This window comes from Pseudomonas sp. LRP2-20, from assembly GCF_024349685.1.
Classification (GTDB): domain Bacteria; phylum Pseudomonadota; class Gammaproteobacteria; order Pseudomonadales; family Pseudomonadaceae; genus Aquipseudomonas.
The window spans coordinates 2,437,418-2,457,948 of sequence record NZ_AP025944.1 but is presented as its reverse complement, the minus strand read 5'-3'; the positions used below and the strand labels follow the sequence as shown (position 1 = coordinate 2,457,948).

At 64.8% G+C, this 20,531-nt stretch carries 19 protein-coding genes; 10 read left to right on the top strand and 9 right to left on the bottom strand.

All coding sequences use genetic code 11. The features are described 5' to 3' along the window. Positions 1-49 precede the first annotated feature (49 nt). From OCX61_RS10845 to OCX61_RS10825, 5 genes are all read left to right on the top strand, one after another. On the top strand, positions 50-1,429 hold the full coding sequence (locus OCX61_RS10845; protein ID WP_060485395.1) for an 8-oxoguanine deaminase: 1,380 nt from the start codon (positions 50-52) through the stop codon (positions 1,427-1,429). Positions 1,430-1,563: 134 nt separating this feature from the next. Next, positions 1,564-3,075: a nucleobase:cation symporter-2 family protein gene (locus OCX61_RS10840; protein WP_261943773.1), complete on the top strand. Its 1,512-nt coding sequence runs from the start codon at positions 1,564-1,566 to the stop codon at positions 3,073-3,075. Between the two features lie 291 nt (positions 3,076-3,366). Next, positions 3,367-5,259: a penicillin-binding protein 2 gene (gene mrdA / locus OCX61_RS10835; protein WP_261943772.1), complete on the top strand. Its 1,893-nt coding sequence runs from the start codon at positions 3,367-3,369 to the stop codon at positions 5,257-5,259. Positions 5,260-5,520: 261 nt separating this feature from the next. Then, a complete protein-coding gene (feaR, locus tag OCX61_RS10830) occupies positions 5,521-6,435 on the top strand; it encodes a transcriptional regulator FeaR (RefSeq protein ID WP_261943771.1) in 915 nt (304 codons plus the stop codon). A gap of 204 nt (positions 6,436-6,639) precedes the next feature. Then, the gene (locus tag OCX61_RS10825; RefSeq protein WP_261943770.1) at positions 6,640-7,971 is read left to right on the top strand and encodes an alginate export family protein; all 1,332 of its coding nucleotides are present in this window, start codon (positions 6,640-6,642) and stop codon (positions 7,969-7,971) included. A 142-nt stretch (positions 7,972-8,113) separates the two neighbouring features. On the opposite strand, the gene OCX61_RS10820 is transcribed toward OCX61_RS10825, so the two are convergent. After that, complete coding sequence (locus OCX61_RS10820; protein ID WP_261943769.1) at positions 8,114-8,626, bottom strand: nuclear transport factor 2 family protein; 513 nt, start codon at positions 8,624-8,626, stop codon at positions 8,114-8,116. 7 nt (positions 8,627-8,633) lie between these two features. Continuing rightward, positions 8,634-9,743, bottom strand: a complete 1,110-nt coding sequence (locus OCX61_RS10815) for an amidase (protein WP_261943768.1) — start codon at positions 9,741-9,743, stop codon at positions 8,634-8,636. A 174-nt stretch (positions 9,744-9,917) separates the two neighbouring features. Between OCX61_RS10815 and OCX61_RS10810 the strand changes: the two genes are divergently transcribed. Further along, entirely contained in the window at positions 9,918-10,397 is a 480-nt protein-coding gene (locus tag OCX61_RS10810) for a MarR family winged helix-turn-helix transcriptional regulator (RefSeq protein WP_079228674.1), read from the top strand. A gap of 29 nt (positions 10,398-10,426) precedes the next feature. Here OCX61_RS10810 and OCX61_RS10805 read toward each other — a convergent pair whose 3' ends face one another. The 7 genes from OCX61_RS10805 to iacA are packed head-to-tail and all read right to left on the bottom strand — an operon-like array spanning position 10,427 to position 16,010. Next, on the bottom strand, positions 10,427-10,924 hold the full coding sequence (locus OCX61_RS10805; RefSeq protein WP_103446926.1) for a flavin reductase: 498 nt from the start codon (positions 10,922-10,924) through the stop codon (positions 10,427-10,429). 11 nt (positions 10,925-10,935) lie between these two features. Then, positions 10,936-11,895, bottom strand: a complete 960-nt coding sequence (locus OCX61_RS10800; protein ID WP_261943767.1) for a PDR/VanB family oxidoreductase — start codon at positions 11,893-11,895, stop codon at positions 10,936-10,938. Between the two features lie 48 nt (positions 11,896-11,943). Then, positions 11,944-12,675, bottom strand: coding sequence for an SDR family NAD(P)-dependent oxidoreductase (locus OCX61_RS10795; RefSeq protein ID WP_261943766.1), 732 nt, complete (start codon positions 12,673-12,675; stop codon positions 11,944-11,946). Between the two features lie 10 nt (positions 12,676-12,685). Beyond that, positions 12,686-13,162 (bottom strand): aromatic-ring-hydroxylating dioxygenase subunit beta, encoded by a 477-nt coding sequence (locus OCX61_RS10790; protein WP_261943765.1) that lies wholly within the window; start codon positions 13,160-13,162, stop codon positions 12,686-12,688. Then, positions 13,162-14,445, bottom strand: a complete 1,284-nt coding sequence (locus tag OCX61_RS10785; protein ID WP_261943764.1) for an aromatic ring-hydroxylating oxygenase subunit alpha — start codon at positions 14,443-14,445, stop codon at positions 13,162-13,164. Before OCX61_RS10785 ends, OCX61_RS10790 begins: the two co-directional genes overlap by 1 nt. Before the next feature lie 15 nt (positions 14,446-14,460). Further along, complete coding sequence (locus OCX61_RS10780; RefSeq protein WP_261943763.1) at positions 14,461-14,823, bottom strand: IacB protein; 363 nt, start codon at positions 14,821-14,823, stop codon at positions 14,461-14,463. Between the two features lie 17 nt (positions 14,824-14,840). Next, positions 14,841-16,010 carry an indole-3-acetate monooxygenase gene (gene iacA / locus OCX61_RS10775; protein WP_261943762.1) on the bottom strand — a complete coding sequence of 390 codons (1,170 nt, stop codon included), beginning with the start codon at positions 16,008-16,010 and terminating at the stop codon, positions 14,841-14,843. A gap of 518 nt (positions 16,011-16,528) precedes the next feature. Between iacA and OCX61_RS10770 the strand changes: the two genes are divergently transcribed. The 4 genes from OCX61_RS10770 (at position 16,529) to OCX61_RS10755 (ending at position 20,452) form a co-directional block, all read left to right on the top strand. Continuing rightward, on the top strand, positions 16,529-17,452 hold the full coding sequence (locus tag OCX61_RS10770) for a LysR family transcriptional regulator (protein ID WP_261943761.1): 924 nt from the start codon (positions 16,529-16,531) through the stop codon (positions 17,450-17,452). A gap of 270 nt (positions 17,453-17,722) precedes the next feature. Continuing rightward, the gene (locus OCX61_RS10765) at positions 17,723-19,006 is read left to right on the top strand and encodes an aromatic ring-hydroxylating oxygenase subunit alpha (RefSeq protein ID WP_261943760.1); all 1,284 of its coding nucleotides are present in this window, start codon (positions 17,723-17,725) and stop codon (positions 19,004-19,006) included. Then, entirely contained in the window at positions 19,006-19,482 is a 477-nt protein-coding gene (locus tag OCX61_RS10760; RefSeq protein ID WP_261943759.1) for an aromatic-ring-hydroxylating dioxygenase subunit beta, read from the top strand. Before OCX61_RS10765 ends, OCX61_RS10760 begins: the two co-directional genes overlap by 1 nt. 10 nt (positions 19,483-19,492) lie before the next feature. Continuing rightward, complete coding sequence (locus tag OCX61_RS10755; RefSeq protein ID WP_261943758.1) at positions 19,493-20,452, top strand: PDR/VanB family oxidoreductase; 960 nt, start codon at positions 19,493-19,495, stop codon at positions 20,450-20,452. The last annotated feature ends 79 nt before the right edge of the window (positions 20,453-20,531 follow it).

The following is a 20,531-nucleotide window of genomic DNA, read 5'->3' as shown; positions in this document are numbered from 1 at the left end:
CGCCTACGACACCGGCCAACGTCGCTGCGTATTGCGCCAGGCATGAGACATGCAAGCTTCCCTGCAACACACCCCCAAGACCCTCCTGGTCAAGAACGCCGCACTGCTGGTCACCATGGACGGCGAACGCCGCGAGATCAAAGGCGGCGGCCTGTACATCGAAGACAACCTGATCAAGCAGGTCGGCCCCAGCGATACGCTGCCACAGCACGCCGATGTGATCCTCGACATGGCCGGCAAGGTGGTCATCCCGGGCCTGGTCAACACCCACCACCACATGTACCAGAGCCTCACCCGCGTGGTACCGGCGGCCCAGGACGGCGAGCTGTTCAACTGGCTGACCAACCTGTACCCGATCTGGGCGCGGCTGACCCCGGAAATGATCTCGGTATCGACCCAGACCGCCATGGCCGAGCTGATCCTGTCTGGCTGCACCACCTCCAGCGACCACCTGTACATCTACCCCAACGGCTGCAAGCTCGACGACAGCATCCATGCTGCCGGCGAGATCGGCATGCGCTTCCACGCCGCCCGCGGCAGCATGAGCGTGGGCCGCAGCCAGGGCGGCCTGCCGCCTGATTCGGTGGTGGAGAAGGAAAGCGACATCCTCAAGGAGTCGCAGCGCCTGATCGAGGACTACCACGATGCCAGCCATGGTTCGATGCTGCGCGTGGTGGTGGCACCCTGCTCGCCGTTCTCGGTCAGCCGCGACCTGATGCGCGAGGCCGCAGTGCTGGCGCGCAACTACGGCGTTTCGCTGCACACCCACCTGGCCGAAAACGTCAACGACATCGCCTACAGCCGCGAAAAGTTCGGCATGACCCCGGCCGAATACGCCGAAGACCTCGGCTGGGTCGGCCACGATGTGTGGCACGCCCACTGCGTGCAGCTCGACCAGCACGGCATCGAGCTGTTCGCCCGCACCGGCACCGGTGTCGCCCACTGCCCCTGCTCGAACATGCGCCTGGCCTCGGGCATCGCGCCGATCCGCAAGATGCGCGACCACGGCGTGCCGGTAGGCCTGGGTGTGGATGGCTCGGCCTCCAACGACGGCGCCAGCATGATCGGCGAAGTGCGTCAGGCACTGCTGCTGCAGCGCGTCGGCTTCGGACCGGACGCGATGACCGCCCGCGAAGCCCTGGAAATCGCCACCCTGGGTGGCGCCAAGGTGCTCAACCGCAACGACATCGGCGCCCTGGCACCCGGCATGATCGCCGACTTCGTCGCCTTCGACCTGGGCCACGTGGCCTATGCCGGCGCCCTGCACGACCCCTTGGCGGCCCTGGTGTTCTGCACCCCGACCCACGTCGACACCAGCGTGATCAATGGCCGGGTGGTGGTGCAGGATGGCCGCATCACCACCATCGACCTACCGCGGGTACTGGAACGCCACAACCAGTTGGCCTACCAGCTCGTCAGCGGCGAATAACCCGAACCACCCTGGCCGCTGCGCTCGAAAGAGCGCGGCGCGCCTTGTTGCGGCTGCGTTTTACCTGTTTCACCCCAATGCGACTGAAACCATGCAGTTAGACGCGTGACAATAACAAAAGCGAGCTACTCACCATGACATCTACCGCTACACCTCGTCCGGAAGACGAGAACCTCGGTATTGGCGCCAACTTCGCCTACGGCCTGCAGCATGTATTGACCATGTACGGCGGCATGATCGCCGTGCCGCTGATCATCGGCCAGGCAGCCGGCCTGTCGCCGGCCGATGTCGGCATGCTGATTGCCGCCTCGCTGTTCGCCGGGGGCCTGGCCACCTTGCTGCAGACCCTGGGCCTGCCGTTCTTCGGCTGCCGCCTGCCGCTGGTCCAGGGCGTTTCCTTTGCCAGCGTGGCGACCATGGTCGCGATCATCGGCAATGATGGCACCAACGGCCTGCAGGTGGTGTTCGGCGCCGTGATCGTCTCGTCGTTGGTCGGCCTGCTGATCACCCCGCTGTTCTCGCGGATCATCCAGTTCTTCCCGCCGCTGGTGACCGGCATCGTCATCACCACCATCGGCCTGCCCCTGATGCCGGTGGCAGCGCGCTGGGCCATGGGCGGCAACAGCCAGGCGGCCGACTTCGGCAGCACCGCCAATATCAGCCTGGCCGCGTTCACCCTGGCCTGCGTGCTGTTGCTCAGCAAGCTGGGCAGCGCCAGCCTGTCGCGCCTGTCGATCCTGCTGGCGATGGTGATCGGCACCCTGGTGGCCATGGCGTTCGGCATGGCCGATTTCTCCCAGGCGCTCGACGGCCCTTCGGTGGCACTGCCCGAGGTGCTGCACTTCACCCCCGAGTTCCAGCTGGCAGCGATCCTGTCGATGCTGATCGTCATCGTGGTGACCATGGTCGAAACCTCGGCGGACATCCTCGCCGTGGGCGAGATCATCGGCACCGACGTCAATGCCCGGCGCCTGGGCAACGGCCTGCGCGCCGACATGATTTCCAGCGCCCTGGCGCCGCTGTTCGGCTCGTTCACCCAAAGCGCCTTCGCGCAAAACGTCGGCCTGGTGGCGGTGACCGGGGTCAAGAGCCGCTATGTGGTAGCCAGCGCCGGTTTCATCCTGGTCACCCTCGGCCTGCTGCCGGTGATGGGCCGGCTGGTGGCCGCAGTACCGACCGCCGTGCTCGGCGGCGCCGGCGTGGTGCTGTTCGGCACCGTCGCGGCCAGTGGCATCCGCACCCTGGCCCAGGTGGACTACCGCAACAACATGAACCTGATCATCGTCGCCACCTCGATCGGCTTCGGCATGATTCCGATCGCCGCACCGGGCTTCTACCACCACTTCCCGAGCTGGTTCGAGACCATTTTCCACTCCGGCATCAGCTCGTCGGCGATCATGGCGATCCTGCTCAACCTGCTGTTCAACCACCTGCGAGCCGGCAACTCCGACCAGCAGTCGGTGTTCGTCGCCGCCAGTGAGCGGACCCTGCGCTACCACGATGTGGCCTGGCTCAACGAAGGCGACTTCTTCCGCGATGGCAAGCTGTTCGACTGTGATGGCAAGGAAGTGCCGATCATCGAAGTGGAGGAGGCCCATGGGCATGCCCCGGCATCGGCCAGGAAACAGGCCGAACACGCTCACTGACAGGCAAACCTGAAACCTGATGAACAAATCTTCATGTTAGTGTTAACGCCCTGATGGTGGGCGGGATGCGTGATCCGGGGCGGTGACCGGGTCGCGCTTGCCTTGAGGCGCGGGGCCGGGTTGCGTAGCATCGCCGGCCCTGGGGCCGCTGGGCGGCCCATTCGCGGGGCAAGCCCGCTCCCACAAGTACCGCGCAAGCCCAAGATCGGCGCAGTACATGTGGGAGCGGGCTTGCCCCGCGAACGAGGGCGAAGCCCTCGCCCGCCGAATTCGCTACTGTACAGAGCCCCCATGCCACAACCGATCCCCCTCAAGGACCACGAAAAGGAAAAACACCTGGTCAACCGCCGGCTCCTGGCCTGCGCCGCCCTGGTGTTCAGCCTGTGCGCCGTCCTGGTGGGCCGGCTCTACGTGCTGCAGGTGCTGCAGCACGACCAGCAGAGCGCAGTGTCGGAAAACAACCGCGTGCACATCCTGCCCATCGCCCCCGAGCGCGGGCTGATCTATGATCGCAACGGCGTGGTGCTGGCCGACAACAAGCCCAGCTTCGACCTGACCATGACCCGCGAGCGCGCCGGCGACTCAGCCAAGGTGCTCGACAGCCTGGCCGAAATCCTCGGCCTCGGTGAAGACGACCGCAAGCAGTTCGACAAGGACCTGCGCCGTGGCCGCAAACCGTTCGAGCCAGTCACCCTGATGGTCGGCCTGACGGAAGAACAGATCGCCCTGATCGCGGTCAACCAGTTCCGCCTGCCAGGCCTGGACGTCGAACCCCAGTTCATCCGCGAATACCCGCTGGCCGAACACTTCGCCCATTCGGTCGGCTACGTCGGGCGCATCAACGAAAAAGAAGCCAAGACCCTCGACAGCACCGAGTACCGTGGCACCCAGTCCATCGGCAAGACCGGCATCGAGCACTTCTACGAAGCCCAGCTGCACGGCCACGTAGGCTACGAAGAAGTGGAAACCAACGCCCAGGGCCGGGTGATGCGCGTGCTCAACCACAAGGACCCGATCCCCGGCAAGGACATCATCCTCAGCCTCGACTCGCACCTGCAGGTGGCCGCCGAAAAGGCCCTGGGCGACCGCCGTGGCGCCGTGGTGGTGCTCGACCCGGCCAACGGCGACGTGCTGGCGATGGTCAGCAACCCGAGCTTCGACCCCAACCTGTTCGTCAAGGGCATCAGCTTCAAGCAGTATGCCGCGCTGCGCGACTCGATCGACCGGCCGCTGTTCAACCGCGTGCTGCGCGGCCTGTATGCGCCCGGCTCGACGGTCAAGCCGGAGGTGGCCATCGCCGGCCTCGACAGCGGCGTGATCACCCCCGGCAGCCGGGTGTTCGACCCGGGTTACTACGAGCTGCCCAACTACGACCACAAGTACCGCAACTGGAACCACAGCGGCGATGGCTGGGTAGACATGTACACCGCCATCATGCGTTCCAACGACACCTACTTCTATGACCTGGCGCACAAGCTCGGCATCGACCGCCTGCACGACTACATGGCCGAGTTCGGCCTGGGCCAGAAGGTCTCGCTGGACATGTTCGAGGAAGCCCCCGGGCTGATGCCTTCACAGGCGTGGAAGCGCGCCACCCGGCGCCAGGCCTGGTTCCCGGGCGAGACGCTGATCCTCGGCATCGGCCAGGGCTACATGCAGGTCACCCCGTTGCAGCTGGCCCAGGCCACCAGCCTGCTGGCGAGCAAGGGCGTATGGCACCGCCCGCACCTGGCCATGACCGTGGGTGGCGAGGCGCCGGTCGACCCCAACCCGATGCCCGACATCGTGCTGCATGACAAGCACGCCTGGGACCAGGTCAACGTCGGCATGCAGATGGTCATGCACGACCCGCGCGGCATCGCCCGCGCCGCTGCCGCCGGCGCCCAGTACCGCATCGCAGGCAAGAGCGGCACGGCGCAGGTGGTGGCGATCAAGCAGGGTGAACGCTACAACCGCAACAAGACCCTCGAGCGGCACCGCGACAACGCCCTGTTCGTCGGTTTCGCCCCGGCCGACCACCCCAGCGTGGTGGTGGCGGTGATGATCGAGAACGGCGAGGCCGGCGGCCGTGTTGCCGGGCCGGTGGTGCGCGAAGTCATGGATGCCTATCTGCTCGATGAGCAGGGCCATCTCAAGCCACAATATGCCGGTACGCCGGCGGCCAAGGCCGTGCCGCACAGCTGACGGGCCGCCGGGAACACTGGTGTCTCAAATTGCTACATTTCGAAGCGCCGGGCAGGCGCTTCATGCCTGCCCGGTGGGTTGAAAGCCCTTCAAATCCACCATTTACCTTATTGAAATCAAAGCCTTGCCTTGCCAGCAGCACAGCCGTCGCACGCTTCAGGCCTGCTTTTTGCTTGAATATTCAAGTGAATTGTAAGGCATACCCCGAAGACCAAGAGTCGCCCGAGCGATCCGCGTCAAGTCCTACCGTGCGAGGCATCCATGACCCCTGCAAGCCGTGTTTCCGACGACCACTTCCAGGCCTGGCTGAGCCAGGTCAATGAAGCCTGCGGCCATTTCAACGGCCGCAAGCTCGACGCCGGCTTCGTCGGCCAGCTGGAAAAGTGCCAGGCAGGCCAGATTTCCATGAGTATCGTCGACATGACCCAGGTCAACCTGTTTCGCGGCCCGCGGGAAATCCGTGCCAGCAGTGCCGACCACTACTACGCCGTGCTGCAGATGGCCGGCACCTCGCGCATCGAGCACCAGGATGCCCGCATTGAACTGCAGGCCGGCGACCTCACCCTGATCGATGCCAGCACCCCGCTGGACATGCACTTCCACCAGCGCTCGCGTCAGCTGTCGCTGATCCTGCCGCGCAGCCAGGTGCAAAGCGGCACCCGGGGTATCGGCGTGGCCTGTGCCAGGCGGATCGAGGCCAACACGCCGCTGGCCAGCATGGCCCGGCTGATGATGCTCGAAGCCGGCCGCACCCAGCACATGGCCAACCACGAGAGCCAGGCGGTGCTCGACGCCCTGATCACCGTGCTGCGCCCGGCCATCGCCCAGGACGCCATCCCCGGCAGCCACGAGCGCATGTTCCGCAAGGCCCTGGGGCTGATCGACCAGAACATCACCTGCGAAGGCCTCAGCCCCGAGTTCATCGCTCGCGAAGTGGGCATTTCGATGCGCAGCCTGTACCGCATCTTCGCCAAGCACGAGCTGGTCATCGCCCAGTACATCCGCAACCGCCGCCTGGACTTCTGCGCCGAGAGCCTGCGCAACCCGGCCATGGACCAGAAGGTTTCGTCGCTGGGCTACGCCTGGGGCTTTTCCGATTCGAGCTATTTCAGCACCGCGTTCAAGGCCCGCTTCGGCATGAGCCCCGGCGAGTACCGCAAGCGTCACGCCAACTGACCAGCCGGGCAAACCGGCCTCAAGTAACCTCTTGTTCTACCAAGGCCCCGCAACGGGGCCTTCGGCGTTTCAGCCCTGCCGTCACCTTGGCACGGTGCCAAAGGCAACTGGCAGCCAGCACAAAAACTGCTACCAGTGCTTCCTGCATGATCGTTGGCATGTCTTCGGAACTTCTGCCAAGCCCATAACAAAGGAAGCCAGACCATGCACCACCGCCCGTTCCGTCTCACCCTGGCCGCGGTCCTCGCCGCACTCCTGGCGGGAGCCTCGCTGGAGGCGTCCGCACTGGAGCTCTACGGCGATGACGAGCGCCACCTCAATGCCAACGTGGAGGCCGTGTTCGGTGTGTTCCACAGTGAAGAAAGCTATGCCATCGCCCGCGACCAGCCCGGCTCCACCTCATGGCGCGAGGGCTACATCAAGTACGGCCTGAGCGGCGACCAGCGCCTGGGGGGCAGCGGTTCGCTGTACGGCGCCTTCGCCCTGCTCAGCTCCGGCACCTGGGGCGATGGCGACGCCGCCGGTTTCAGCGACGGCAGCGAACGCACCACCAAGATCGAGGATGCCTACCTGGGCTGGAAGTCCGGCAACCTGGTGCCCGCGCTGGGCGAGGACGGTATCGACCTGTCGTTCGGCAAGCAGATGATCGCGGTCGGTGACGGCTTCCTGATCCAGGGCGACTCTCTTAACGTCGGTCACGGCCTTGCCGATGGCCAGTTCAACCGCGGCGGCGCCTACTACCTGGCGGCGCGCAAGAGCTTCGACAAGACCGCCGTACTGCGCCTGGGCGGCAAGCAGGGCTGGCGCAGCGACCTGATGTGGCTGCAATCGGACAACCGCGCCCAGGCCAAGACCGAAATGCACGTCGCCACCCTGGAGCACGTGGCCGATGCCGGCACGGTCGGCCTGACCTACATCGACACCACCCACGTCGACAAGGCATTTGCCTCGCCCCAGCAGCTGGAGCGCGACGGCATGAAAACCTACAGCCTGCGCGGCCAGGGCAATGCCGGGGTGGAGAACCTGTTCCTGTCCGGCGAGTACGCCAAGCAGGACAAACCGCACACCGCCACTGAGGATGCCTGGTACCTGGAAGCCGGCTGGACCTTTGCCGATGTGCCGTGGCAACCGAACATCAGCTACCGCTACAGCCGTTTCTCCGAAGGCTATGACACCTTGTTCTACGGGCTGAGCCGCGGCCTGGGTACCTGGTTCCAGGGTGAAGTGGCCGGCAACTATGCCGGGCCGTTCAACAGCAATGCGCGCATTCAGAAAGTGGGGCTGAAGGTGAGCCCTTCCCCGTCGCTCAACGTCGGGATCCTGGGTTTCAACTTCGACACCATCGACCGCAACCTGGGCAATGCCGACGGGCATGAGGTGGATCTGTATGCAGAGTGGACGATCAACGAGCACCTGATGATCGTGCCGCTGGTGGGCTTGTACCAGCCTGATCGCAGTGCCGAGCAAGGCGGGACGCAGCTGGGCAATGACAACCGCAACCTGTATAGCCAGGTGGTGTTTGTCAGTACGTTCTGAGTTAAAACCGGGGGGCTGCTTTGCAGCCCATCGCCGGCAAGCGCGGCTCCCACAGGTAAGTTACTGCCCTTGAACCCGGTGGTGTCCCTGTGGGAGCCGCGCTTGCCGGCGATGGGCCGCAAAGCGGCCCCAGTAGCAGGGACTAACGCTCCGGCACCGGCAAAGGCGCCTCACTGTTCCAGGCGGTCACCGGCCGGCTGAACAGGTTCTCGGTCTGGAAGTGCGCCATCCGCCACTGCCCTTCCTCCTGCGTGAAACGCACCGTCAGGCGCGCCGCATTCAGGTGCGAAGCACCGTCGGCAAAGGTGCTGGTCTGCAGCATCACCCACCGCCCCAGCCCCTGCCCACCGTCCACCTCGATGACCTCGCTGGTCAGGAAGTGCACGTTCAAGGCGAAGTGCGCCGGGGTCTTCATGTAGGTGGCGAACATCGCGCCAATCGCCTCACGCCCCCGATAGCCACCAAAACTCGCGGCGTACTTGGCACCCTTGCCCTCCCACACGGCCTCGCGGGTGAACAGCCCGGCCAGCTCGTCCAGCGGCGTGCTGGCGTCGAGCTGGTCGCACAATTGCATGTAGCGATTGATGCACACGCGAATGGCCTGCTGGTCTTCGAAGCGCTGCAGGCGGGCCTGCAGTTCATGGATATCGCTCATCGCCACCTCAGTACAGGTTCAGCAGCAAACGCTCGGCCACAGCCAGCAGTTTCTCGTCGGCGCCCTTGGCCGCCACCAGTTGCAAGCCAACCGGCAGGCCGGCTTCGCTGCCCAGCGGAATGCTCAAGGCCGGGTGCCCGGACAGGTTGAACGGTCGCACCAGCGAGGTCATGCCCAGCACCGCTCGGGTGTCGGCAGCGTCTTCCAGGCGCAGCGGGAAGTCCGGCATGGTCGGCAGCGCCAGCACATCGTAGCTGGCCAGGGCCTGGTCGACTTCTGCGGTGAAGCGCCGGCGCACTTCTTCCGCTTCAGCCAGCGCAGTGTCGGTGGTCTGCCCGGCCGCTGCCAGGCGCCCGGCGATGTCGGCACCGACCTTGCCGGTTTCCAGCAGGTGGCCACAGCCGACGAAGGTTTCGCGGTTGATCACCACCATGCCGGCCTCGTAGGCCGCACCAAAGTGCTTGAGCTCGACGTTGCCCAGCGCCAGGCCGCTGGCGGTCAGGGCGCCCTGCACCACTTTGTGGATCGCCGCCTCGGCGGTAACCCGCAGCACGCCGATACGGGCCTTGGCCGGGACCTGCGCCGGGGTGAAAGTCGGGTCGATCATGCTCATCGCCCGCACCAGCATCGGCAGGCTCGCGGCAAACGGGCCAACGCAGTCGAGGCTGGTTTGCGCCGGCATCACGCCTTTGCGGCTGACCCGGCCAAAAGTCGGCTTGAGGCCGAACACACCGCAGCAGCAGGCCGGCACCCGCACCGAGCCACCGGTGTCGGTGCCCAGGCTGAAATCGGCCAGGCCTGCCGCCACCGCTGCCGCCGAGCCGCTGGAAGAGCCACCCGGAATGCGCCCGGGGAAGCGTGGGTTGGCTGCCGTGCCGGTGTAATGGTTGATGCCGGTGGTACCGAACGCCAGCTCATGCAGGCTGACCTTGCCGGTCAGCCGCGCGCCGTTGGCCAGCAACTGGCTGACCACCTCGGCATGCCGTTCGGCCAGCGGGGTATGCTCCAGCGCCTGGCTGCTGGCGCGGGTCGCGGTACCGGCGACGTCGATGGTGTCCTTGACCACGACCCGGGGGCCGCTGCCGCCCAGGTCAAGGGGTTCAACTATGATTGTCATTTTCATGGAGCCCTTTTCAAGAATGGATGCCGGACCGTGGCCCAGCCATGAACATGCGTGCTAATTACTGGAAATGTCAACTGAACATTCCCGTAATTGCTGGCACGGTCGCGGTGGTCAAATGCGCGGAAAGGTCTATGATGTCGCGACTATTTCCGCACAAGTAGTGAATCAATGAGCACGTCTAAAAACAAAGGCCACAGCCATCACGACCCGGCCAGCGATGAATTTCGCAAGGAAGATTTCCCCTTCTACTGGCTGGCCCGTGTGCACGGCCGCTACACCCAGAACATGGAACGTCTGCTGAAGAAGGTCGACCTCGACGTGCCGCGCTGGCGCGTGCTGTGGATCCTCAACGAGAACGGTGAATCGAGCATTTCCGAGATCTCCACCCATGCCATCGCCAAGCTGTCGACCATCACCAAGATCGTCTACCGCATGAAGGAAGATGGCCTGGTCGATACCGCGCCCAGCCCCGAAGACGGGCGCGTGACCCAGGTGCGCATCACCGAGGTCGGCCTGCAGAACATCGAGCGCATGCAGGATGTGACCCGCGAGTTGTTCCAGCGCAGCTTCAAGGGGTTGACCGAGGCGCAGGTGCAGCGGTTGAACAAGATGCTGGAAGTGGTGTTCCACAACCTCGAAACCTTGTGACTACCGGGGCCGCCGTGCGGCCCCCGCTTTCAGCAAGCCTTCGACGACTCGCACACCCGGTGATAGGCGCGGTTGAAATACACCAGCCCGTCATCGGCACCGCCGTGGCGGATGTCCTGGATCTCGCAGTAGAAGATGCTGTGCGAGCCCACCTCATGCACCTGGGCAATCCGGCAATCGAAGTTGACCAGCGCTTCCTGCATCACCGGCGCGCCACTCTCCAGCACCGTCCAGTCGGTAACGGCAAAACGCTCGTCCATGTTCAGGTTGCGGTTGGCAAACGCCCCCGACAGTTCCTGGTGGGTGCCGGCCAGCACGTTCACGCACAGCGCGCCGTTGGCCTTGAACTGCTCGTTGGAGTACGAAGAACGGTTCATGCACACCAGCAAGGTGGGCGGCGAGTCCGTCACGCTGCACACCGCCGAGGCGGTGAAGCCGAAGCGGCCGGCCGGGCCATCGGTGGTGATGACCGATACGGCACCACCGAGCAGCGCCATTGCGTTGCGAAATTGCGATACGTCTACCATGGTCATGCTCCTCAGATATCCAGCACCAGCTTGTTCGATTTGGCCCGCGAGCAGCACACCAGGATCTGGTCGTTCGCGGCTTTTTCTTCATCGGTCAGGTACACATCGCGGTGGTCCGGCTCGCCTTCGAGCACTTCGCACATGCAGGTGCCACACACGCCCTGCTCGCACGAGATGTCGATCTTGATGCCCACCTGGGCCAAGGCGTCGAGAATGCTCTGGCCCTCGGCTACCTGCACGGTCTTGTTGCTGCGTGCAGCGACCACTTCGAAGCCGGCACCGCTGGCGTCGACCTCGACCTGGAAGTACTCCTTGTGGATGTGCGCCTCGCTGTAGCCTTGCTGGCGCGCGCCATCGATCACCCAGTCCATGAAGCCCGACGGGCCGCAGGTGTACAGGTGGGTGCCGGGCGTGCCGCTGCCAAGCACATCCGCCAGGTTCAGGCGCTGGGCGGCCTCTTCATCGTCGAAGTGGGTGAACACCCGAGCGGCGAACGGCGCGCTGGCCAGCGCATCGAGGAAGGCACTGCGGCTGCGCGAGCGCCCGCAGTAATGCAGTTCGAAATCGGCCCCCTGCTGGTGCAGGGCATGGGCCATGGCGATCATCGGCGTGATGCCGATGCCGCCACCCAGCAGGATCGAGCGGCGCGCATCGGCCGCCAGCGGGAACAGGTTGCGTGGAGTGCTGATCTGCACCTCATGCCCTTCCAGCAACGTGTCATGCACGCTCACCGAGCCACCGCGGGAGGCCGGGTCTTTCAGCACGCCCAGGCGATACACCGTGGCATCGGCCGGGTCGCTGCACAGCGAATACTGGCGCACCAGGCCCGGGGCGACATGGATATCCACATGCGCGCCCGCCTCGAAGGCCGGCAGCGCCGCGCCATCGGCCCGGCCCAGGTCGAGCACGACCACGTCGGCCCCTTGGATCTCGCGCTTGCGCACGACTACGTTCAACAGTTGTTCATTCATGGCCGGTGTCCCGCCTAACAGAGGGGCGCGTGGGCGCCCCGGAAAATATCAACGCATGAACAGGCCGCCGTTCACGTCCCAGGTCGCCCCGGTGGTGAAGTAGGCCTCGGGCCGCGCCAGTTGCACGATCAGGTCGCCAAGAAAATCGGCATCGCCCAGGCGCTGCACCGGGATGTTCGCCAGCAACCCCTGCATACGTTCGGCCGGCACTGCGGCGTGCACCGCAGGCGAGTCGATCGGGCCCGGGGCGATGGCATTGACGGTGACGCCGCGGCTCGCAAACTCCTTGGCGAAGATCTTGGTCAAGGTGACGATCGCGCCCTTGCTCGCCGCGTAGTGCGCACCGGTGGCGGTGCCGCCGTTCTGCCCGGCCAGCGAGGCCATGTTGATGATCCGCCCGTAGCCGGCTTCGGCCAGGTGCGCGCCAAGCACCTGGCAGCCGAGGAACACGCTGCGCAGGTTGAGGCCGACCACGGCGTCGAACTCTTCGGGGCTGATCTGCATCAGCGGCGTGGTCTTGGTGACGGCGGCGTTGTTGACCACCACGTGCAGGGCGCCGAAGTGCTCCAGCACCTGGGCCAGGGCCTGCTCGAAGTCGGCCTTGTTGCCGACGTCGAGCTTGACCGCCAGGGTGCGCCCGCCCAGCGTTTTGGCGGTGGCCTGGGCCAGCGCCAGGTCGCGGTCCGAGACCACCACGTCGAAGCCTGCGGCGAGCAGCCGGGCACAGAAGCGCTGGCCGAGGCCCTGGCCGGCGCCGGTTACCAATGCGACTTGATTCATGGCGCGCTCCTCAGAGGATGTAGCCGATGCCGGCAAGGGCATCGTCGCTGTTGATCAGGCTGATCACCTTGCGGTGGATCCTGAAGCCGCCTTCAGCGCGGACCAGGGTGTAGGTCAGGTCGGCGCTGTAGTGCTTGAGGCTTTCCTTGCGGAACTCGCGGATGTTCTGCGCGGCCCGCACGGTGACGTTTACACCGTCGTCGGCCAGCACCCGAAAGCGCGAGATCGTGCGCACGGTGCGTGGTTGCGGGCTGGTGGAAATCGACTCGCCACCGATCAGCCGCTGCACGCGCAGGCCACGCATGTGGTGGTCGTCGTAGGCGTAGTTCAGGGTGTTCTCGTAGTCGGTCTCTTTCGGGTTGATCGGGATGATGTAGGTCCCGTTTTCGGTCCACAGGCTCAGCCAGGTGTCGTATTCACCGTGGTCGAGCATGTCGCCTTCCTGCCAGATGAACGCGGTGACTTCGTTGAGCAGATTCAGGTTCATCATTTGGCCTCCGCGGTCATCATCTTCTTCCACTGCTGGTACGCCGCCCGCATGCCGGTTTCGGCACTGACGTCGGAGACCAGGCCGTCTGCGCTGGGCTTCTCGCCCGGCAGGCCGCGGTTGAGCATGATCCACAGGTTCTCGCCGGCATTGGCGCCTTTCTGCACGCGCTCCCAAGCCTCGGAATCGTCCGGGGTGCCAAAGCCCATCGGGCCCTGGAAGTGTTCATGCAGGCGCAGGCGGTAGCGGTTGGCCGCAGCCGGGCCGCCATCCATGGTGATCACTGAGTGGTGGATTTCCGTTTCCGTGACCGAGATCGGCTGCAGCACGCGGAAGAACGCCATCGAGCAGGCGACGTTGGGGAACAGGTTGAGGTTGAAGCCCGAGCCACCGACGGCGCGGACGATGCGGCGCACCTGCTGCTCCTCGATGCCCTCGTCACGCAGCTCGGCGGCCAGCGACTCGAAACGCTCGGGGATCGGCTTGTCGAGGTCGGCTTCCAGGTCCACCAGTTCGGGGATCATCACCATCACGCTGTGGCCGTTGCCCAGGTCCTCGACATAGCCGGGGCCTTTGACGAAGTCGAACAGCTCCAGCGTCTGCTCGTCCACCGAGGACAGGAAGCTCTTGTGCACCAGCGGGAAATGGTAGGCGTCGGTGGTGTTTTCCAACTGGATCTTCCAGTTGCCGGGGAAGCGGAAGCGGTGCTCGCCGGGGACCTTGATGCCGTAGCCGGCGCCTTGCTTCATGAACAGGTCCATCCACTTCTTCGCCGCACCGAGGAAGTCTTCCAGCGGCTCGATATCATCCTTGAAGGTGGCGAAGACCATGCCGGCGTAGCTTTCGGTGCGCAGGCTGACCAGCGGCAGCTCGGCCTTGTCGATGCAGTCGCCGTAGCTTTCCGGGTGCGGGATGCCGCGCAGCGAGCCGTCGAGGGCGTAGCCCCAGCCGTGGTACGGGCAGACGAAGCTGTTGGTCTTGCCCTTCTTGTGCTCACAGACCGTGGCGCCGCGGTGGCGGCAGCGGTTGAGCAGCACGTTGATGGCTTTCTTGCGGTCACGCACCACGATCACCGGCTGCTTGCCGATGTAGGTGGTCTTGTAGCTGCCGGCGTCCGGGACTTCGCTTTCGTGGGCGACCCAGATCCAGGTGCTGTGGAAGATCTTTTCCAGCTCGGCGTCGAACAGCGCCGGGTCGGTGTACAGGGAGGTGTGGACGCGGTCGGGCTGCACCAGCTCGGCCGGGTCGACCGTCAGGTTGATGGCGGGGATCAGGTTGGTCACGGCAGAGTCCTCGAATCAGGCGCGCTGGATGATCAGTTCGCGGCCGACACGGGCCTCGACCTTGGCATAGCGCCACAGCTTGTACGGCCCCTCGCCCACCGCAGTGGTGCGGAACAGGTTGCAGGCGGCGTGCACGGTCTCGATGTCTGGCACGTCGGCCAGCAGGTAGGTGGTCCAGGGGAAGCCGTCGGACGGGCCGACCATGCTCTGGTCGTCATCCATGTTGCCCAGCACCTTGACCCCGGCCAGGTCGTGGATGCCGTTCCACATCGCGCTGAACGCGGCCCACACCTGCAGCTGTTCCTCACGCGGGGCGTCGAAGAAGTTCTGGTTGATGCCCATGCAGAACAGCACGCGCAAGGCTTTCTTATCGCTCATGTCAGTAATCCCGAAAGTTACAGGTAGCCCGGCAGGGGCTGTTTGCCGAAGAACATCGCCCCGGCGTTCTGGTAGGTGACGTCGCCCATGAAGGCGTGCTGGGTCACCACTTGCGCGTCGTTGACGCAGCGGGCCAGCGGGCTTTCGTTGTAGATGCCGGTCATGCCCGAGAGCATCTGCGCGCTGCGCGCCACTTCGGCGGCCACGCGCGCGGCATGGGTGGAGGACAGGCGCAGCAGGTTGGTGACCTCGATCGGCACCGGGTCGCCGGCCAGCACATGTGCCCAGGCCTGCTCGATGGACTCGTAGAAGAACGCCCGCGCCGAACGCAGCGCCGCCTCGGCCTTGGCCACGTCGACCTGGGCCAGTGGGCGGTCGGCCAGCGCCGGGGCGCCGGTTACCGAGATGCGCCCGCTGGCCATGCCCGACAGCTCGTCCAGTGCGGCACGGGCAATCCCCAGGCCGACCACCGAGAGCACCTGGGTGGCGAATGACAGCGACGGGTAGCGGAAGAACGGCTCGTCGAGGTTGGGCTTGCCACCGCGGACGAATGTCCACTGCTCGCCGACCACCACATCCTCGACCAGCAGGTCGTGGCTGCCAGTACCGAGCAGGCCGACGGTGTCCCAGGTTTCTTCGATACGCGCCTGGCTGCGCGGCAGCACCGCCAGGCGCGGCAGGTCGAGCTTGTCGCCGTTGCGCGGGGCGATGCCGACACCGACGATGTCGGCCCCCATCGAGCCACTGGAGTACTTCCAGCGGCCGTTGACCTTGAAACCGCCAGGCACGATCTCGGCCGGTTGCGGCGGGAAGATGCCACCGGCGAACACGGTGTCGGGGCTATTGCCGTAGATTTCGGCGATGGTCTCCAGCGGCAGCGCCGCCAGGTACACCGGGCTCATGCCAAAGCTGGCGACCCAACCGGCCGAGCCGTCGGCATGGGAAATGCGCTCGATCATTTCGCAGAAGGTACCCGGCGAGCATTCCAGCCCACCAAAGCGTTTCGGCACCAGGGCGCGGTACACGCCATGGGCCTTGAAGGCATCGATCACATCTCGGGAAATGTGGCGCTGGCGATCGAACTCACCCAGGCGGGCACGATCACGCACCCCATCAAGCAAGGCCTCGAAGGCAGGGCCAGAGGCGAGCGCCGACACAGGCGCGGCACGCAGGCAAAGCGAATCCATGGACATTCTCCGTCTCAGGCGCGGTTTTCGTGTTGTTTGGCAGGCGGCGAAATGGCCAGGCTCGGCAAGGGCGAGCAGCGGCCACGCAGGGGGGCAAAGGCTGGATCGGGCGGCATGGTTCTGTCTCTCTTGTTTTGGCAGCCGGTGACAAAAATTTGCGACCGATTACGTGAATTGTCAATTGAATTTTCACGCTAAAAATCACCACTACCTCTTGAGCTTTCATCCTGAAAATCAATCAAAAATGCTCTAGCCAATTGATTAATATCGGCTTTTACATCGATTGCTGGTCATGAAAACCCAGCTAAAAAAACTAACCGCGCACGGCAATATGCCGGAAAATTTTTAGTCGACTTTTCACATGATTCCGGAGAGAAAAAAGCTGGTGTAGGATGGCCAGGCAAGGAGCGCAACAAGGCCGGCCACCCGCGCCGCGCCCATAAAAACAACAGCCAGCGCCCCACCAGGATCAATGGGGACACGCCAATGCCTGCCGTGATTACCCCGAGGTCGAGGCCATGCCCACCCGCCACATCGACTTGCAGGACCATCGCCTGCGCTATCTGCACCTGAGCCACGACAAAGGCTCCATGCGCGCCGCCGCCGAAGCCCTGGGCGTCGCCACCTCATCGGTCAGCCGGCAGATCGCCCGGCTGGAAGAGGAACTGGACATCGAACTGGTCCGCCCTGGCACCCACCGCATCTGCCTGACGGCTGCCGGCGAGGCTGCCGTGGACTACTACGTCGAACGCATCCGCCAGCACGCCCAACTGGTCGATCGCCTGGACCAGCTACGCGGCCAGCAGCAGGCGTCGACCGTAATCGCCATCGGCGAGGGCCTGCTGGGTGCCCGGGCGATCAATTCGCTGCAAGGCTTTCTGCATGCCCATGGCGCGCACAAGGCCGAAATCATCAGTGCGCCCTCGCTGGAGGTGCAGCGCCGGGTACTGGCCGACGAGGCGCACCTGGGGGTGATCTTCGCCCCCAGTGCCACCGCGCGCCTGACCCGCCTGTTCAGCCTGGCCCAGCCACTGCGCATGATCGTGCACCGCGACAGCCGGCTGGCTGGGCGTACCACGGTCAGCCTGGAAGAAGTGGCGCGCGAGTCGCTGGTGCTGCCGGGTGCCGACTTCCGCGTGCGTGAACTGGCGGATGCCGCCTGCAAGGACCAGCCGTTCGCCATCGTGCCCACGCTCACCTCCAATTCGCTGGCGGTGATCCTCGACTTCGTCCGCTCCGGCATGGGCGCCACGTTGCTGGCCGAATTGCCGATCATCGACGAGCTCAAGAGCGGCACGTTCAAGGCACTGGCCATCGATTGCCCGGCGATGAATGCGACCGATATCCAGATCGTTACCCGGCGCGGGCGCACCCTGGATGGATTGAGCCGCGAGCTGGCCATGGAGATGGCGAGAGCGGTACGCATGGCAGCTAACGCCTGACCGAAAGACGACGCGATACCTGTAGGAGCCGCGCTTGCCGGCGATCGAGGGCGCAGCCCTCGCCTGCTGCCTGAAGGTCTCCCGAAATGCCGAAAATCCTGGGGCCGCTTTGCGGCCCATCGCCGGCAAGCGCGGCTCCCACAGGGGATCGCAGCAGCTTTCGAAGTTGTTGCGCAAAACGCAACGACTTTGCCCGCCGCTGTCATTGAGCCCCTCCCCCCTGCCCTTTAGCGTTGCTCACATAAGAAATCGCCCCACATAGGTGACCCCGTGAGCAACCTGATCCCCACCGTCAACCTGACGCTCGACCCGGCCGAGCTGGTGCAGCCCGACCGCGTCCACACCTCCCTGTACACCGACCCGGCGCTGTTCGACGCCGAGCTGGAAAAGATCTTCCACAGCACCTGGATCTGGGTCGCCCACGAAAGCGAAGTGCCCGAGGCCGGCAGCTACAAAACCACCTACATCGGCAAGCAGCCGGTGATCGTGGTGCGTGACCGCAAGAAAGCTATCAACGTGCTGCTCAACCGCTGCCGCCACCGCGGCGCCACGGTCTGTGAGCACAAGAAGGGCAAGACCAACAGCTTCGTCTGCCCGTACCACGGCTGGGGCTACGCCCTCGACGGCTCGCTGCGCGGCATCCCGCACCCGGAAAGCTACGGCGACTGCATCGACAAGGCCGAGCTGCCGCTGGTCAGCCTGCGCACCGAAAGCTACGCCGGCATGGTCTTCGCCACCTTCAAGGATGATATCGAGCCGCTGGAAGACTTCCTCGGTGCGGCGAAGAAGTGGATGGACCTGTTCATGAAGCAAGGCGCCGGCTACGGCATCAAGGTCCCCGGCGAGCACCGCTTCCGCTTCCCCGGCAACTGGAAGATCCAGCTGGAAAACACCACCGACGCCTACCACTTCCCGCTGGTGCACAAGAGCTTCCTGTCCTCGGTGGACGAGCAGACGCTGGAGCTGTTCGACTTCGTCAAAGGCCCCGGCTACGTCGAGGACCTGGGCAACGGCCACAGCGTGATGGTGATGATTCCCGAGCTGGTGGACCTTGAAGCCGACCTCGACAAGCCGATCCCGGAGCGTTTTGAAAGCCTCGCTGCGGAACTGCGCGACGAAGGCATCGAGGAGCAGCAGGTACGCCGTATCGTCCGCGCCGTCGGCGGTTCGGGCTTCAACCTCAACCTGTTCCCCAACGTCGCCTGCTCGATGGCGTTCTTCCGTGTGCTGCAACCGATCTCGGTCACGGAAACGGAAATCCATCACTCGGTGATCACCATGGACGGCGGCCCGGCTGCGGCCAACCGCTACCGCCTGCGTCTGCATGAACACTTCCAGGGCCCGATGGGCTTTGGCACGCCGGACGACTCCGAGGCCTGGGAGCGGGTGCAGAAAGGCGCCAATGCCGGCGAGAACCTGTGGATCATGCTCAACCGCGGCCTGCCGGGCGAGAAGCCCAGCGAAGATGGCCTGGTCTCCGACGTCAGTGCCGAAACCGGCATGCGCGCGGCGTACCAGCAGTGGAAGAAGATGATGACGGCGGAGGCCAAATGATGAACCTGCAATTGCTCAATGAAGTCACCGCGTTCATCTGGCAGGAAGGCGACATGCTCGACCACGGTGAATACGACACCTGGCTGAGCCTGTGGACCGAAAACGGGACCTACATCATCCCGATCAACCCGAAAGAGACCGACTACGAGAACACCCTGAACTACGCCTACGACGACCACCACATGCGTGGCCTGCGCGTGCAGCGGCTGATCGGTGGCGAGTCGATTTCCACCAGCCCGCAACCACGCACCGTGCGCACGATCTCGCGCTTTCGCGTGCTGGCCGACGACGGTGTCAACGTCACCGTGCGGGCCGCGCAGAACATCCGCGAGTTCCGCAAGGAGAGCCTCAAGCACTACAGCGCCGACCTGACCTACACCCTGGTCCGCGCTGAAGGCGGCTTCAGGATCCACCGCAAGGTGATCAGCCTGATCAACAGCGACGATGCCCTTGCCGGTATCGGCTACATCCTCTGAGGCCAGGCTGATGAACGATCAACTGCTCGATGTGATCGTCCAGGCCCGCGAGGTGCAAGGGGGCAACGTGGTCGTCCTGGAACTGGCCGCCGTCGATGGCCGGGCGCTGCCGCAGTTTGCCGCCGGCGCCCACGTCGACCTGCACCTGGCTCCCAACCTGGTCCGCCAGTACTCGCTGTGCGGCGACCCGGCACAAGCCGATGTCTATCGCCTCGGCGTGCTCAAGGACAACCAGTCCCGCGGCGGCTCCGTGGCGGTGCACGAACAGCTACAGCCCGGCACGCCGATGCGCATCAGTGCACCGCGTAACCTGTTCCCGCTGGCTGGCAATGCGCAACGCTCGATCCTGCTGGGTGGCGGCATCGGCATCACGCCGATGATCGCCATGGCCCATGCCCTGCACGCCCAGGGCCAGCCGTTCGAGCTGCACTACCGCGGCCGCTCGCGCAGCCGCTGCGCCTTCGTCGATGAACTGCTGGCCGCGCCGTTCGCCGCCAGCGTGTTCACCCATTTCAGCGACGAAGGCCCCGAGCAGCAACTGGACCTGGCCCGCGTGCTCGGCCCGGGTAGCCCCGGCGTGCACCTGTACACCTGCGGCCCGACGGGCTTCATGGACTGGGTGATCGAGGGCGCACGCCGGCAAGGCTTCGATGAGCAGCACATCCACCACGAGTACTTCCAGGCCGAGGTCGACACCTCGGGCGACAGCTTCGAGGTGGTCGCCGCACGCAGCGGCAAGACCGTGCAGGTGCAAGCCGGGCAAACCCTGACTGCCGCCCTGCGCGAAGTAGGCGTCAAGGTCGAGGTGTCGTGCGAGCAAGGTGTGTGCGGCACCTGCCTGTGCGATGTGCTCGAAGGCGAACCTGATCACCGTGACCATTACCTGACCGATGAGGAGAAACAGAGCAACGAACAGATCGTGCTGTGCTGTTCCCGGGCGCGCGGCAAGCGCCTGGTGCTGGATATCTAGAACAACAAAAACAATACGTGACAGACAAGCGGGCCATAGACCTGCAGAGCGCCTCTGCCCAGTTGAACGACTGCCGAGA